This window comes from Bradyrhizobium sp. 40 (genome assembly GCF_023100925.1).
Lineage (GTDB): Bacteria > Pseudomonadota > Alphaproteobacteria > Rhizobiales > Xanthobacteraceae > Bradyrhizobium.
Window position 1 is genome coordinate 1,169,967 of record NZ_CP064688.1, and the last position, 14,477, is coordinate 1,184,443.

The window sequence follows — 14,477 nt, forward strand, 5'->3', positions numbered from 1 at the left end:
CTGGCGTGCGGCTCGCTTACGCCGCGTTGCGCTTGGCGGCACTGTCGGCGAGATGACGGCCGGCAATGTAGCCGAACGTCAGCGCCGGCCCAAGCGTGATGCCGGCGCCGGGATAGTTGCCGCCCATGATACTCGCCATGTCGTTGCCGGCGGCATAGAGCCCCGGAATGACCCGTCCTTCCGCATCGAGCGCCCGCCCGTTCTCGTCGGTGACGATGCCTGCATAGGTGCCGAGATCGCCGACCACCATCTTGATGGCGTAGAACGGGCCGTTCTCGATCGGCGCGACGCAAGGGTTCGGGCCGTGCAGCGCATCGCCCTGATAGCGGTTATAGGCCTTCGAGCCCTTGCCGAAGGCGGCGTCGTGTCCCTGCGGTGCGGTCGCATTGAACTGCTTGACGGTCTCGACGAACGCCATGCTGTCGATGCCCGCCTTTGCCGCGAGCGACTCCAGCGTCTCGCCGCGCATGAGATAGCCGGTCTTGAGGTGATGACCCAGCGGCATCGGGAAGGGCGGCACGCAGCCGAGGCCGTATTTGCGCAGGGTCGGGTGATCGCACACCAGGTACGCCGCGATCTCCTCGCCCGGTTTCGCCGCCTTGACCATGGCCTGGACGAAGTCGTGATAGGAATTGCCCTCATTGGCAAAGCGCTTGCCGTCACGCATCACCGCGATCACGCCGGGTTTGGCGCGGTCGATGAAATGCGGCATCACACCGTTTGAGCCGTCCTTGCGCTTGGTGACCGAGACCGGGACCCAGGCTGCCGCGTTCGGCAGCCGGTCCTCGACATGCCCGCCGGCGCTTTCCGCAAGCCGCAGGCCGTCGCCGGTGTTGCCGGTCGGTCCCGGCGAAAAATGCTCGTTCCCAGTCGGCGCGTGTGGAAACATCTTCTTGCGCCGTTCGACATCATGCGGGAAACCGCCGCAGGCGAGCACGACGCCTTGTCTGGCACGAATGCGGACGTCGCGTCCCTCGCGGGCGACAATGGCGCCGGTGACAGTGCCGTTCTCGACCGTCAGCTCGTGCACCGGCGCGGACAGCCACATCGGAATCTTCAGATCCTGCGCGGATTTTGCCAGTCGCCCGGCGAGCGCATTGCCGTTGGTCAGCGTCATGCCGCGGCCGTAACGCAGCACGTCCATCAGATGCCGCGACAGGCGCTTTGCGACATAGACCGCCGAGGTCAGCGACTTCGTCGCGCGCATGAAATGGACGATGTCCTTGCCGGATCCGAGCATCATGCCGAATACGGTCAGCTCGGGCAGGGGCGAGCCGAGGGTCTTGATCTGGTCGCCGAGCTCGCGGCCGTCGAACGGGCGTGCCACCATCGAACGACCACCCTGAGTGCCGCCGGGCACCTCGGCGTGGTAGTCCGGGAACACCAGCGGCATGTCGAAACGGAGCGCGGTCTTGCTGGTGAAGAAATCGACCGCCTCGGGCCCGGCGCTCAGGAATGCGTCGACACGTGCGGCGTCGTAATTGTTGCCGGCTTCGTGCCGCAGGTAGGTGCGAGCCTGCTCCGGCGTCTCGGAGATGCCGTAGGCGCGCGCCAGCGAGGTGCCGGGAATCCACAACCAACCGCCGGAGCGGGCGGTGGTGCCGCCGAAGCGTGGCTCCTTCTCGACGATCAGGACGTCGAGGCCGCGATAGCGCGCGGTGATCGCGGCCGACATCCCGGAGGCGCCCGATCCGGCCACGAGCACATCGCACTCATAGGTCTCAATTGCGTTGCGCTCGTTGCCGGTCATGCAGGCCTCACTTCTTGAGCAGCGGACATTTGGACTCGGAGACCGGGCGGAAGGCGTCCTCGCCCTTCACCGTCTTGATGATGTCGAGGTAATCCCAGGGTTCCTTGGACTGCTCCGGCGTTTTCACCTTGGCGAGATACATGTCGCGAATGACGCGGCCGTCCTCGCGCAATTTGCCGCCATGAACGAATGTATCCTCGATCGGCAGCTCGCGCATCTTGGCCATCGCCTTGGCGGGATCGTCGGTGCCGGCGGCCTTGATGGCCTTGAGATAATGCAGCACCGAGCCGTAGACGCCGGTGTGGATCATGGTCGGCATCACCTTGGTGCGCTCGTAGAATTTCTTCGACCATGCGCGGGTCGCCTCGTCCATGTTCCAGTACGATGCCGTGGTCATGTAGGTGCCTTGCGCGGATTTAAGGCCGACCGCGTGCACGTCGGTGTCGAACATCAGCAGGCCGACCAGCTTCTGGCCGCCCTGCACCAGGCCGAACTCGCCGGATTGCTTGATGGCGTTGTCGGTGTCCTGGCCGGCATTGGCGAACGCCACCACATCGGCCTTCGAGCTCTGCGCCTGCAGCGCGAAGGAGGAGAAGTCGGCGGTGTTGGTCGGATGCTTCACGCCGCCAAGCACCTTGCCGCCCATCTCGGTGATGAAGCGGGTTGCGTCCTTCTCGAGCTGCTGGCCGAAGGCATAGTCCGCGGTGATGAAGTACCACGACTTTCCGCCTTCCTTGATCACAGCGGAGGCAGTCACCTTGGACAGCGCATAGGTGTCGTAGGTGAAGTGCACGGTGTTGGGGCTGCACAGCTCGTCGGTCAGCGAGCTCGCGCCGGGGCCGGACAGCAGCGCGATCTTGTTGCGCTCGCGCACCATGTTGTGGACGGCAATCGCGATACCGGAATTGGGGATGTCGACGACGGCGTCGACCTTGCCGTTGTCGAACCAGCCGCGCACGATCTGCACGCTGACGTCGGTCTTCATCTGATGGTCGGCGCTGATAATCTCGATCGGCTTGCCGAGCACGGTCGGCCCGAATTCCTCCACCGCCATTTTTGCGGCCTCCACGGAGCCCGGCCCGCTGTTGTCGCGGCCCCAGCTCGACAGATCCGTCAGCACGCCGATCCGCACGGCGTCGTCGGAGATTTGCGCGTTCGCAACGGTGGTCATCGCAGCCGAAGTCATGGCCGCGAGCATGGCGCAGGCCAAAAACCCTCTCATTGTCGTTCCCTCTCTTTTATGGGCCGCTTGGCACGGCTGGTTATTGTGACAGCAAGTTAGATAATGGTGAATAAGTTTGTCAATGGCGAATAAAGGGGATGCAGGTTCGGTGAAGGCCGCGAAGCGGTTGCGGAGCGACGCACGCGACTGTTCAACAACGTCATTGGGAGCGAAGCGAAGCAATCCAGGTTCTTTCCGCTGCGGGATGCTGGATTGCTTCGTCGCAAGGGCTCCTCGCAATGACGGTGCTGAAGCAGTCGTGCGCAATTGTCACCCACTGTGATCCTCGTCGACGACTATGCCCGGACAAGTTGCAACCGCCATCGTGATTGGCCATGATGCCGCGCAGGAATCTTGGGGCGCATGGCATGACGGCAGCAATGGGGGTCTCCGCTTCGGCGGAGAAATCGACGACGGCGCATGTGGTGTGGGCGAGCGCGCTCGGCACCGCGATCGAGTGGTACGACTTCCTGATCTACGGCACGGCCGCCGCACTCGTATTCAACAAGCTGTTCTTCCCGAGCTTTGATCCCTTCGTCGGCACGCTGGCGGCATTCTCGACCTATGCGGTCGGCTTCGTGGCGCGGCCGATCGGCGGCGCGATCATCGGGCATTATGGAGACCGTCTCGGCCGCAAGAAGATGCTGGTCGCGACCATGATCGCGATGGGGCTCGGCACCTTCATGATCGGCTGCCTGCCGACCTACAGCGAGATCGGCGTCTGGGCGCCGATCTTCCTCGTCATCCTGCGCTTCATCCAGGGCATTGGGCTCGGTGGCGAATGGAGCGGCGCGGTGGTCATGGTGGCCGAGCACGCCGGCAATCGCCGCGGCTTCTATGGCAGCCTGGTGCAGATCGGCTTTCCCGTCGGCGTGGCTGCATCGACTGGTATTTTCGGCTTGATGACGAAATTGCCCGAAGCAGATTTCCTCAGCTGGGGCTGGCGCGTGCCGTTCCTGATCAGCATTTTGCTCGTCGGCGTCGGCTTCATCGTGCGGCTGAAACTCGCGGAGACGCCGCACTTCAAGGAAGTGGTCGAGCGCAAGGAGGTGCTGGCGCAGCCGGTGATGGAAGTCCTGCGCCGCGATTGGCGCAGTTTTCTGCTCGCGATCGGCATCACGGTCTCGGAAGTCGGGCTGGCTTATCTCCTCACCGTTTTCACCGTGGTCTATGCCACGACAAAACTCGGCCTGCCGCGGCAGGTGATCCTGGATGCGGTGGTCTATGCTGCGCTTGTCGAACTCGCGACTCTGCCGCTCGCCGGCTGGCTGTCCGACATCTTCGGTCGCAAAGCGCTGTATCTCGCCGGCGGCGTTTTCTCGGTTGCGCTGGCGTTTCCGTTGTTCTGGTTCCTCGACACCAGGGACCCGGCGCTGATCACGCTTGCGCTTGTCGTCACGATGACGCTGACGCATGCGTTGCTGTTCGGGCCGAAGGCGGCATTCATGCCGGAGCTGTTCCGCACCCAGGTGCGCTACAGCGGCGCATCGCTGGGAGCCAACGTTGCCGCCGCGCTGAGCGGCGGCTTCTCGCCGCTGATTGCGACGGCACTGCTGGCATGGGCCGGTTCTTATTGGGCCGTGTCGGTCTATATCATTGCACTGTCGATCGTCACCATCATCGCGACGCTGATGGCGCCAGAGACGGCGCGGGACCAGCTCAGGTCCTGAGGATCGCCTTCATCACGTCTGCCGCGCCAGCGGGCCCGCACGTTCGAAGCTATCGTTTTTGTGTGCACGTCCTGACGTCTTCTTATGCGCGCTGCCAAAAGCCGATGCAGCGGGGCGAACCATTAGCCGCGTTTATGCGGCGAATTTTTACTTCCAATTTTACTTCACGACATCCCGCCCATAGCCTCCCTCGCAATTGATCACATCCGCAGCCGGTCAATGGCGACCGGTGCGCAGCGTTCATCGTAGCCAACGAGGGTTGCCATGCTTGACAGGGACAAGGGGACATCCACTGCCAATCCGGCGGGGACGAGCGACAAGCCTGCGAAAAAGCTGAGCCGGCGCACGCTGTTGAAGGGCGCTGCGGCGGTGGCCGGCGCGGCCGCAGGATCGGACGCGATCCGCGGATTCCCGACGATCTGGGCGCAGGAGATCAAGGACATCGAGCTGCGCCATGTCGGCGTGTCCTATTCGGTGGTGAAGGCGATCGGCGACCAGGCGGCCAAGGATCTCGGCTTCAAGGTGACGATGCAGAACCTCGACACCTCCGCCGCCATCAACCGCTTCATAAGCCAGCCTAATACGGTCGACATCGCCGATCTCGAGGGGTGGCAGGCCAAGCTCGCTGCCAAGCGCGGCGTGATCCAGGGCATCGAGGTCAAGAAGGTCAAGGAGTTCGACAACATCCTGCCGATCTTCACCAAGGGCGAGATCGACGGTCACAAGATCCCGCGCCAGGGCATCTCGCCCTACGAGGCCATGTATATCGCCAAGCCCGATTCGACTGATCTGAACGACGGTGTGACCGAATGGGCCACCTTCCTGCCGCAGGTCTACAACGCCGACTCCATCGGCTACCGCCCCGATCTCGTCGGCCATGAAGTCACCGAATGGAAGGATCTGATCGATCCCAAGTTCAAGGGCAAGGCCGCGATCCTCGACGTGCCCGCGATCGGCATCATGGACGCCGCGCTCTGCTTCGAAAGCGCCGGACTGATCAAGTACGGCAACAAGGGCAACATGACCAAGGAGGAGATCGACTTCACCTGCAACAAGCTGATCGAGCTCAAGAAGCAGGGCCAGTTCCGCGCGACCTGGACAACCTTCGACCAGTCAGTGCAGCTGATGGCGGCGGGCGAAGTGGTCATCCAGTCGATGTGGTCGCCGGCGGTTGCCGCGGTGCGCGTGAAGGAAATCCCGTGCGTCTACGCGCCGGTCAACATCAAGAACGGCAAGGAAGGCTATCGCGGCTGGTGCAACGGCATGGGCCTGATGAAGCATCTCTCCGGCAAGAAGCTGGACGCGGCCTACGAATATCTCAACTGGTATCTGTCGGGATGGCAGGGCGGCTTCGTCGCGCGCTACGGCTATTACAGCCCGGTCCCCTCGACTGCGAAGAAATCCCTCACGCCGGCCGAATGGGCATTCTGGTACGAGGGCCAGCCCGCGCCTGAGGTGGTCAACGACCCCTATGGCGTGCCGATGGAGAAGAGCGGCACCAAGCGTGACGGCGGCTCGTTCCTCGACCGCGTCAAGAACATCTCCTGCTGGAACACGCTGATGGACGAAGCCGCCTACATGAACAAGCGCTGGAACGACTTCAAGGTGGCCTGAAACCTGCTTCACGTGACGTGAACGAAGCGCCGGCGCGGCAATGCGCCGGTGCCAAATGACCGAGTTCGAGGCGTTTGCCGACATGCAGCCAAGCCTTAGTCCAGCTCTTAGTCCAGCCCAAACCCCACCACGCGCAAATCTCGCTGGCTGGCTCTACGTGTCGCCGCTCGTGCTGGTGCTCGTGCCGTTCTTCGTGGCGCCGATCCTGGTCGTGCTGGCCGCGAGCTTTTTCGCCACCGACGGCTTCGGCGGGCTGACGCCGGGCTTCACGCTCGCAAGCTATGTCGAGGTACTGCATTCGGCGCTGACGCTGAAGCTGTACCTGGCGACGATCAAGTTCACGGTGCTGACCTGGGTCTTCACGCTAATCATTGGCTTCTTCGTCGCATACTTCCTGGTCTTCCACGTCCGCAATCAGCTGCTGGCGATTGGCCTGTTCCTGCTCTGCACGGTGCCGTTCTGGACCTCGAACATCATCCGGATGATTTCCTGGATCCCGCTGCTCGGCAAGGAAGGCCTGATCAACCAGGCGCTGCTGGGGCTCGGTCTAATCCGCCAGCCGCTGGAAGTGCTGCTGTTCTCGGACCTCGCGGTGGTCATCGCCTATGTCCACCAGCTCACCATTTTCATGATCGTGCCGATCTTCAATTCCATGGCGCGGATCGACAAGAAGCTGATCGAGGCCGCGATCGATGCAGGCGCCAGCCGTTTCGACATCATGCGCCTGATCGTGGTGCCGATGTCCAAGAGCGGCATCGCGCTCGGCACCATCTTCGTCGTCTCGATCGTGATGGGCGATTTCTTCGTGGTCAAGGTGATGTCCGGCGGCGGCTCGGCCTCGGTGGTCAGCGCGTTCTACGAGGACGTCGGTGTATTGCAATATCCGACCGCAGCCGCAAGCGCGGTGCTGCTGACGCTGGTGCTGGTCGCCATCGTCTCGCTGATCCTGCGCACCGTCGATATCAGGCAGGAGATCACGCGATGAGCGCGGTTCTCGCCGACATGCCCAAAACCGACATGTCAAAGACGGTCGCGCCTGCGACGACCAAGGCGATTGCCCCGAGCAAGGGCGGCCGGCCGTGGACGTTTTATGTTCTGGCGACACTGTTCGCGTTCTATGTGATCGCGCTGTACGGCCCGATGTTCTGTATCTACGTCCTGTCGTTCCAGGATATCCGTGGCGGCCTCGTGTTCCCGATGAAGGGCACTTCGCTGCACTGGTTCGTCGATCTCTTCACCCAGGTGCGAACCGGCGACGTCAAGGGCTCGTTCGATCGCTCGATCAAGCTCGCCGTCATTGTCACTGTCATCACGGTGGTGGTCTCGTTCCTCGCCGGGCTCGGCTTTCGCAAGCGCTTTCGCGGCGACACCGTCGTGTTCTACATGATGATCGGCAGCCTGGTCGCACCAGGTCTCGTGCTCGGCCTCGGCACCGGTCTGTTGTTCCAGGCGCTCGGGCTCAATGCGAGCTGGTACACCTCGGCGCTCGGCGCGCAACTGTCCTGGACGCTGCCGTTTGGTGTGCTCGTGATGTTCGCGGTGATGTCGCGCTTCAACCACGTCTGGGAGGAGGCGGCCTACGACCTCGGCGCCAGCCGCTGGCAGTCGATCCGGCTGGTGATGATCCCGGTGCTGGCGCCCGGCCTGGTCGCGGTCGCGCTGTTCGGCTTCACGCTCTCCTACGACGAGTTTGCGCGCAGCCTCCAGACCGCGGGCTCACTGAACACGCTGCCGCTGGAGATCTGGAGCATGACCTTGAACGTCACGTCGCCCTCGCTTTACGCGCTCGGCACGGTGACGACGATCGTGTCCTTCATCGTCATCGGCGCGAGCCTGGGCAGCATCGTGCTGATCCAGAAGAAACGCGGCAGCAGCAAAAAGGGTTGAGCTGGGAAATGAAGAGCGATCGCGGCGATATCGAACTGGCGGGCGTCTGCAAGAGCTTTGACGGCGTCAGCAATGTGGTCGACGGCGTCAACCTCAAGATCGCCGATGGCGCCTATTGCTGCTTCATCGGTCCGTCCGGCTGCGGAAAGACCACGATTCTGCGCATGATCGCCGGCCACGAGGACCCGACCGCCGGCGAGATCGTCATCGGCGGCCAGAACGTCGTCGGGCTCGCGCCGGTGCAGCGACGCACCGCGATGATGTTTCAGTCCTACGCGCTGTTCCCGCACCTGACAGTGCGCGACAATATCGCGTTCGCCTTGCGCGTACGCGGCATGTCGAAGGGCGATCGCCTGCGCGCTGCGGATGCCATGATCGAGAAGGTTCGGCTGACGCAGTTCGCCGACCGCCTGCCGGCGCAGCTCTCCGGCGGCCAGCAGCAGCGCGTGGCGCTCGCGCGCGCGGCGATCACCGAGCCGAGGGTACTTTTGCTCGACGAGCCGCTGTCCGCGCTCGACGAGCAGCTTCGCGTGCAGATGCGCCAGGAGCTCAGGCGGATGCAGCAGGAGCTCGGCATCACTTTCATCCACGTCACCCACACCCAGCTCGAGGCGATCGCGCTCGCCGATCTGGTGGTGGTGATGGAGCAGGGCAGAATCAAGCAGGCGGGCGCGGCGCGCGGCGTCTATGCCCATCCGCACGATCGTTACGTCGCCGAGTTCATGGGCGGGCAGAACGTCCTGTCGGGGCGAGTCGAGAAGGTCAACGGTTCGACCTTTACGCTCGCGCAGGCCGCGCCTGATGGCATCGAGGTCCCGCTTCTGGCGCGGCCTACGGTCAGCGTCGGCGACAAGATGGATATCGCCGTGCGCCGCGACGATGTCGCGCTGGTCCGGCCGGGCAGGGAGCTGCCGCCGGGCTGCTCTACTTCGCTGCCGAGTCGCGTGCTCGCGATCGAATACCAGGGCTATTTCGTCAAGGTCATGCTGGACACCGTGCCGGACGACGCGTTCGTCGCCTATGTGCCGGAAAAGACCTTCTTCGCGGATCCGTTCACCGTCGGCGACGTCGTGATGGCCACATGGGCCACCGGCAGCGCGCTTCCACTTTCCTAAAGACCCGTCGCGCACAGGAGTATGATCGTGCAGATATCCTTCACACTCAACGGACGGCCAACCACTGTCGATGTCGAACCGGCGATGCTCGTCGCCGAACTGCTGCGCGAGCGGCTCAACCTCACCGGCACCCATATCGGCTGCGACACCAGCCAGTGCGGCGCCTGCGTGGTGCATCTCGATGGCCTGCCGGTGAAGAGCTGCACGCTGCTGGCGCCTGCGCTCGACGGTGCGACGCTGCTCACCATCGAAGGGCTTCACGGCGCCCCCGGTTCGAACCAGATGCATCCGATGCAGGAAGCGTTTCGCGAGCATCACGGTCTGCAATGCGGCTTTTGCACGCCCGGCATGCTGATGACGGCGGTGGCGCTCGCGGCCGAAAAGCCGGACCTCACGGAAGCCGACGTCCGCCACGGCCTTGAAGGCAACATCTGCCGTTGCACCGGCTATCAGAACATCGTCGTCTCGGTCATGGCTGGCGCTGCCGCCATGAACGCCGCCAGGGGAGAGTGACCATGGGCAACGTGATCGGGATCGGCGCTTCACCCAAACGGAAAGAGGACCAGCGCTTCCTCACCGGCCGCGGCAATTACGTCTCCGACATCAAGCGTCCCGGCATGACGGCCGGTGTGTTCGTGCGCTCGCCGCATGGACACGCGATCCTGCACGGCATCGACAAGAGTGCGGCCCTCGCATCGCCCGGCGTCATCGCGGTCCTGACCGGCGAGGATGCCGCCGCGGATAAGTTAGGCTCGCTGCCCTGCGGCTGGGGTATCACGGACGCCAAGGGCGTTCCGATGAAGGAGCCGCCGTTCCCGATGCTGGCGCAGGGCAAGGTGCGCTTTGTCGGCGACATGGTGGCCTTCGTCGTCGCGGAGACGCCGGCGCAGGCCAGCGCTGCAGCCGAGCTGCTGACGGTCGAGTACGAGGTGCTGCCCTCGGTGGTCGGCGTGCTCGAAGCCGTGCGACCCGGCGCGCCGCAACTGTTCGACGACGTGCCGAACAACATCTGTTGCGACTGGGAGCTCGGCGACAAGGCCGCGGTCGAGACCGCGTTCCGGAAAGCGGCACACGTCGCAAAGCTCAGCCTCGTCAACAACAGGCTGATCGGCAACCCGATGGAGCCGCGCGCGGCGATCGCCGAATACGAGCCCGGCACCGATCGCTTCACGCTGTGGACCACCAGCCAGTTCCCGCATGTCGTGCGCTTCCTGATGGGTGCGCTGGTGCTGAACATTCCGCAGCACAAGCTGCGCGTGGTCGCGCCCGATGTCGGAGGCGGCTTTGGCGTCAAGCAGTTCCACTACGGCGAAGAGGCCGTGATCACCTGGGCCGCCAAGCGCGTGATGCGGCCGATCAAATGGGTCGCGAGCCGGTCGGAAGGCTACGTCTCCGATCGCCACGGCCGCGATCACGTCACCGAGGCCGAACTCGCACTGGACGAGACCGGAAAGTTTCTGGCCTTCCGCGTCAACACGCTCGCCAATATGGGCGGCTATCTCTCGACCTTCGGGCCGAACATACCGACCAATCTCTACGGACCGCTGCTCGGCGGCGTCTACACCACGCCGGCAATCTACTGCAACGTGAAGGTAGTGTTCACCAACACGGTTCCGGTCGACGCCTATCGCGGCGCCGGCCGTCCCGAGGCGACCTTCGTGCTGGAGCGCATCGTCGACGTCGCAGCTAGCGAGATGGGGATCGACCGGGTCGAGATCCGCCGACGCAACATGATCCCGAAGGAGGCCTATCCGTATCAGACGCCGGTGCTGGTGCAGTACGATTCCGGCGATCCGATGGGGTGTCTCGACGGCGCGCTTGTCGCGGCCGACGTCAAGAACTTTGGTATCCGCAAGGCGGAGTCGGCGCGCAGGGGCAAATTCCGCGGGCTCGGCTATTCGACCTATGTCGAGGCCTGCGGCCTCGCGCCGTCGCGCTTCGCGGGACGATTGGGGGCGCGCGGCGGGCTCTATGAGAGCGCCACGGTGCGGGTGCATCCGACCGGCCAGGTCACGGTCATGATCGGCACGCACAATCACGGCCAGGGCCACGAGACGACGTTCGCGCAGATCGTCTCGGAAAAGCTCGGCGTCGCGTTTGACAATGTCGACATCGTGTTCGGCGATACCGATCGCGTGCAGTTCGGCATGGGCACCTATGGCTCGCGTTCGCTGGTGGTCGGCGGCGCGGCGCTGTCGAAGGCGACGGACAAGGTGGTCGCGAAGGGCAAGAAGATCGCGGCGCATCTGCTTGAGGCGGCCGAAGTGGACATCCAGTTCGAGGCCGGAAAATTCTCGGTCGCAGGCACCGACCGCATGAAGACGTTCGAGGAGATCGCGGGCGCCGCCTACGTGCCGCACGACTATCCGCTCGAAGTGCTGGAGCCGGGACTGGAAGAGCAGGCTTATTATGATCCCGTCAACTTTACCTATCCCGGCGGCTGCCACATTGCCGAGGTCGAGATCGACCCGGAAACCGGCACGGTGACACTGGTCAATTACACCGCGGTGGACGACGTAGGCACCGTCATCAACCCGATGATAGTCGAGGGCCAGTTGCATGGCGGCATCGTGCAGGGCGTCGGCCAGGCGCTGTACGAGAACGCGGTCTATGACGAGGGCTCGGGCCAGCTGCTGTCGGGTTCGCTGATGGACTACTGCATGCCGCGCGCCGACCACATGCCGATGATGAACATCGCGACCCATTCGACGCTGTGTACGCATACGCCGATGGGCGTGAAGGGCTGCGGCGAGGTCGGCACCATCGGTTCGCCGGCCGCGGTCATCAACGCGGTGGTCGATGCGCTGTCGCATCTCGGCGTCACCCATGTCGACATGCCGGCGACGCCGAACCGGATCTGGCGCCTGCTGCAAAATGCATCGCTGCCGGTCGCTGCGGAATAGGGAGGATGACAATGAAGCCGTTTGCCTATCACCAACCGGACCGGATTCCCGACGCTGCTAAACTGCTGACCTCGATCGGGGACAGCAAGCTCGTCGCCGGCGGCATGACGCTGATCCCGACGCTGAAGCAGCGGCTCGCCAGTCCGCCAGCCTTGATCGATCTGTCGAAGCTCGGACATCTGAAGGGCATCAGCGACGACGGCGCCACCCTCACCATCGGTGCGATGACGCCACATGCCATCGTGGCCGCCTCGAAGCTGGTGCAGGCGAAGATCCCCGGTCTCGCCGCGCTGGCCTCGATGATCGGCGATCCCGCCGTCCGCATCCGCGGCACTATCGGCGGCTCGGTCGCGAACAACGATCCGGCGGCCGATTATCCCGCAGGTGTGCTCGGATTGGGCGCGACCGTCGTCACCAGCACGCGCGAGATCGCGGCCGACGGATTCTTCCGCGGCCTGTTCGAGACCGCGCTTGAACCTGGCGAGATCATCACGGCGATTCGCTTTCCGGTGCCGCTCAAGGCAGGCTACGCCAAGTTCAAGGCGCCGGCCTCGCGCTATGCGCTGGTCGGCGTGTTCGTGGCGAAATTCGCCGATGGCGTTCGCGTGGCCGTGACCGGAGCGGGCTCCGGCGTATTCCGCGTTCCCCCGATGGAAGAAGCGCTGTCTCGAAGTTTCGATCCGTCCGCGATCGCGGCAATCAGGATCGATACCGAGGGTCTCACCTCCGACATCCATGCCGAAGCCGACTACCGTGCGCATCTCGTCACGGTCATGGCCAAGCGCGCCGTCGACGCGGCGCTCAGCTAGCACTTTAGGGTTGATGATGACTGATGGTTCCGGCCGAACGGCCTTCCCGCCGGCGCCGACTGGCCTTGGCTCGCTTTCCGCAACCGAGATCCTGGCCGGCTACCGGCGCAAGGCGTTCACTCCGCGCGATGTCGTCGACGACACCATTGCCGCGCTGGAGGTCACCAATGAGGCCTGCAACGCGGTGGTGACGCCGATGTACGAGCAGGCGAGGGCGGATGCCGATCGTCTCACCAGGGAGATGCGCGCTGGCGAGGTCAAGGGACCGCTCGCCGGTATACCTGTGACGATCAAGGACCTGGTCTTTGTCGCGGGCGTGCCGGCCTATGGCGGCTCGCCGATGAACCAGGCATTCGTGCCCGATGTCGACGCGGCGGTTGTCTCGGCGCTGAAGGAGGCGGGTGCAATCGTCACCTGCAAAACTACGACCTGCGAGTCCGGCTACAAGTTGACGGCGGACAGCCCGGTCACCGGCACCACGCGCAATCCGTGGAACCCTGGTCGCACCAGTGGCGGATCGAGCGGCGGCGCGGCGGCGGGCGTTGCCGCCGGCTGCGGTCCGGTCGCGATCGGAACCGATGGCGTCGGCTCGATCCGGGTGCCCTCGTCCTTCTGCGGGGTGTTCGGCCTGAAGCCGACGTTTGGGCTGGTGCCGCGTTCGCCCGGCTTCTCGCCACCGTCTTGGGGGTCGCTCGCGCATACCGGGCCGATCACGCGCACGGTCGCGGATGCTGCGCTGACGCTGGAGATCATCGCCGGCTACGATCTGCGCGATCCCGCGAGCCTGTCGGTGGCCGCGCGGCGGTTCGACACGAACGCCGCGCCGTTGAACGGTATTCGTATCGGCGCCAGCGTCGATTTCGGCTACGCCGCCGTCAGTCCCGATGTGCGCGCGGCGTTCGGCAAGGCGCTGGCCATTCTCGATGCCTGCGGCGCGCAGGTCACCATGGATGGTCCCGGCCTCGATCCCGGCATCCTCGAACACACGCTGAAGCCGATCGCCTTCACCGAACAGGCGGCCGCGGTCGCGACCAGGACCACGGCCGATCTCGCCAGCTCCGAAGCAGATTATCTTGACGTCATCAGTGCAGGCCGACGCTACAGCGGCACGGACTATATCGAAGCGGGGTATCGCCGCGGCCAGGCTCGCAGCGGCTTCCTGAAGCTTTTCGAGCGCGTCGATGCGCTGGTGACGCCGACTGTCGCGGTGACCGCGTTCGAGGCCGGCCGCATCGGCGTCGACACGATCGACGGCGGCAAGGTCGATCCGCATCTCGGCTGGTCGCCCTTCACCTGGCCGATCAACCTCGCCGGTCTTCCGGCGGCGACGCTGCCCTGCGGCTTCGATCGCGACGGAATGCCGATCGGCTTGCAGATCGTCGCTCCCTGGCTCGACGAGCCCACGATCTTCCGCATCGCCGCTGCGTTCGAGGCGGCGCAGCCCTGGGCAAACTTCTGGCCGTCACTGGCGCTCCGCGAAAGTCCCACGCGCGCGAAGGTATGAAGC

General features: G+C 64.3%; 11 protein-coding genes. 9 read left to right on the forward strand and 2 right to left on the reverse strand.

Translation table 11 applies throughout. The annotated features are described in order from the left end of the window. Nucleotides 1-16: 16 nt before the first annotated feature. The gene (locus IVB40_RS05540) at nucleotides 17-1,750 is read right to left on the reverse strand and encodes an FAD-dependent oxidoreductase (protein ID WP_247818290.1); all 1,734 of its coding nucleotides are present in this window, start codon (nucleotides 1,748-1,750) and stop codon (nucleotides 17-19) included. A 7-nt stretch (nucleotides 1,751-1,757) separates the two neighbouring features. Beyond that, entirely contained in the window at nucleotides 1,758-2,972 is a 1,215-nt protein-coding gene (locus tag IVB40_RS05545; protein WP_247818291.1) for an ABC transporter substrate-binding protein, read from the reverse strand. A 368-nt stretch (nucleotides 2,973-3,340) separates the two neighbouring features. Here IVB40_RS05545 and IVB40_RS05550 point away from each other — a divergent pair, with 368 nt between their 5' ends. From IVB40_RS05550 to IVB40_RS05590, 9 genes are all read left to right on the forward strand, one after another. Further along, on the forward strand, nucleotides 3,341-4,642 hold the full coding sequence (locus IVB40_RS05550; RefSeq protein ID WP_247818292.1) for an MFS transporter: 1,302 nt from the start codon (nucleotides 3,341-3,343) through the stop codon (nucleotides 4,640-4,642). 264 nt (nucleotides 4,643-4,906) lie between these two features. Further along, nucleotides 4,907-6,256: an extracellular solute-binding protein gene (locus tag IVB40_RS05555; protein WP_247818293.1), complete on the forward strand. Its 1,350-nt coding sequence runs from the start codon at nucleotides 4,907-4,909 to the stop codon at nucleotides 6,254-6,256. A 55-nt stretch (nucleotides 6,257-6,311) separates the two neighbouring features. After that, complete coding sequence (locus tag IVB40_RS05560) at nucleotides 6,312-7,241, forward strand: ABC transporter permease (RefSeq protein ID WP_247818294.1); 930 nt, start codon at nucleotides 6,312-6,314, stop codon at nucleotides 7,239-7,241. Further along, nucleotides 7,238-8,143: an ABC transporter permease gene (locus IVB40_RS05565; RefSeq protein ID WP_247818295.1), complete on the forward strand. Its 906-nt coding sequence runs from the start codon at nucleotides 7,238-7,240 to the stop codon at nucleotides 8,141-8,143. Before IVB40_RS05560 ends, IVB40_RS05565 begins: the two co-directional genes overlap by 4 nt. Nucleotides 8,144-8,151: 8 nt before the next feature. Beyond that, on the forward strand, nucleotides 8,152-9,258 hold the full coding sequence (locus tag IVB40_RS05570; RefSeq protein ID WP_247818296.1) for an ABC transporter ATP-binding protein: 1,107 nt from the start codon (nucleotides 8,152-8,154) through the stop codon (nucleotides 9,256-9,258). 21 nt (nucleotides 9,259-9,279) lie between these two features. Beyond that, a complete protein-coding gene (locus tag IVB40_RS05575) occupies nucleotides 9,280-9,771 on the forward strand; it encodes a (2Fe-2S)-binding protein (RefSeq protein WP_027570537.1) in 492 nt (163 codons plus the stop codon). 2 nt (nucleotides 9,772-9,773) lie between these two features. Further along, nucleotides 9,774-12,161: a xanthine dehydrogenase family protein molybdopterin-binding subunit gene (locus tag IVB40_RS05580; RefSeq protein ID WP_247818297.1), complete on the forward strand. Its 2,388-nt coding sequence runs from the start codon at nucleotides 9,774-9,776 to the stop codon at nucleotides 12,159-12,161. 11 nt (nucleotides 12,162-12,172) lie between these two features. Next, nucleotides 12,173-12,970, forward strand: a complete 798-nt coding sequence (locus IVB40_RS05585; protein WP_247818298.1) for a xanthine dehydrogenase family protein subunit M — start codon at nucleotides 12,173-12,175, stop codon at nucleotides 12,968-12,970. 16 nt (nucleotides 12,971-12,986) lie between these two features. Continuing rightward, nucleotides 12,987-14,474 carry an amidase family protein gene (locus tag IVB40_RS05590; protein WP_247819496.1) on the forward strand — a complete coding sequence of 496 codons (1,488 nt, stop codon included), beginning with the start codon at nucleotides 12,987-12,989 and terminating at the stop codon, nucleotides 14,472-14,474. Nucleotides 14,475-14,477 lie beyond the last annotated feature (3 nt).

What these genes read in the sequence shown, in the direction of transcription:
- IVB40_RS05560 (WP_247818294.1), top strand. Translation starts at nt 6,312, where the DNA reads ATGACCGAGTTCGAGGCGTTTGCCGACATGCAGCCAAGCCTTAGTCCA.
- IVB40_RS05575 (WP_027570537.1), top strand. Translation starts at nt 9,280, where the DNA reads ATGATCGTGCAGATATCCTTCACACTCAACGGACGGCCAACCACTGTC.
- IVB40_RS05580 (WP_247818297.1), top strand. Translation starts at nt 9,774, where the DNA reads ATGGGCAACGTGATCGGGATCGGCGCTTCACCCAAACGGAAAGAGGAC.
- IVB40_RS05565 (WP_247818295.1), top strand. Translation starts at nt 7,238, where the DNA reads ATGAGCGCGGTTCTCGCCGACATGCCCAAAACCGACATGTCAAAGACG.
- IVB40_RS05550 (WP_247818292.1), top strand. Translation starts at nt 3,341, where the DNA reads ATGACGGCAGCAATGGGGGTCTCCGCTTCGGCGGAGAAATCGACGACG.
- IVB40_RS05570 (WP_247818296.1), top strand. Translation starts at nt 8,152, where the DNA reads ATGAAGAGCGATCGCGGCGATATCGAACTGGCGGGCGTCTGCAAGAGC.
- IVB40_RS05590 (WP_247819496.1), top strand. Translation starts at nt 12,987, where the DNA reads ATGACTGATGGTTCCGGCCGAACGGCCTTCCCGCCGGCGCCGACTGGC.
- IVB40_RS05545 (WP_247818291.1), bottom strand. Translation starts at nt 2,972, where the DNA reads ATGAGAGGGTTTTTGGCCTGCGCCATGCTCGCGGCCATGACTTCGGCT.
- IVB40_RS05585 (WP_247818298.1), top strand. Translation starts at nt 12,173, where the DNA reads ATGAAGCCGTTTGCCTATCACCAACCGGACCGGATTCCCGACGCTGCT.
- IVB40_RS05540 (WP_247818290.1), bottom strand. Translation starts at nt 1,750, where the DNA reads ATGACCGGCAACGAGCGCAACGCAATTGAGACCTATGAGTGCGATGTG.
- IVB40_RS05555 (WP_247818293.1), top strand. Translation starts at nt 4,907, where the DNA reads ATGCTTGACAGGGACAAGGGGACATCCACTGCCAATCCGGCGGGGACG.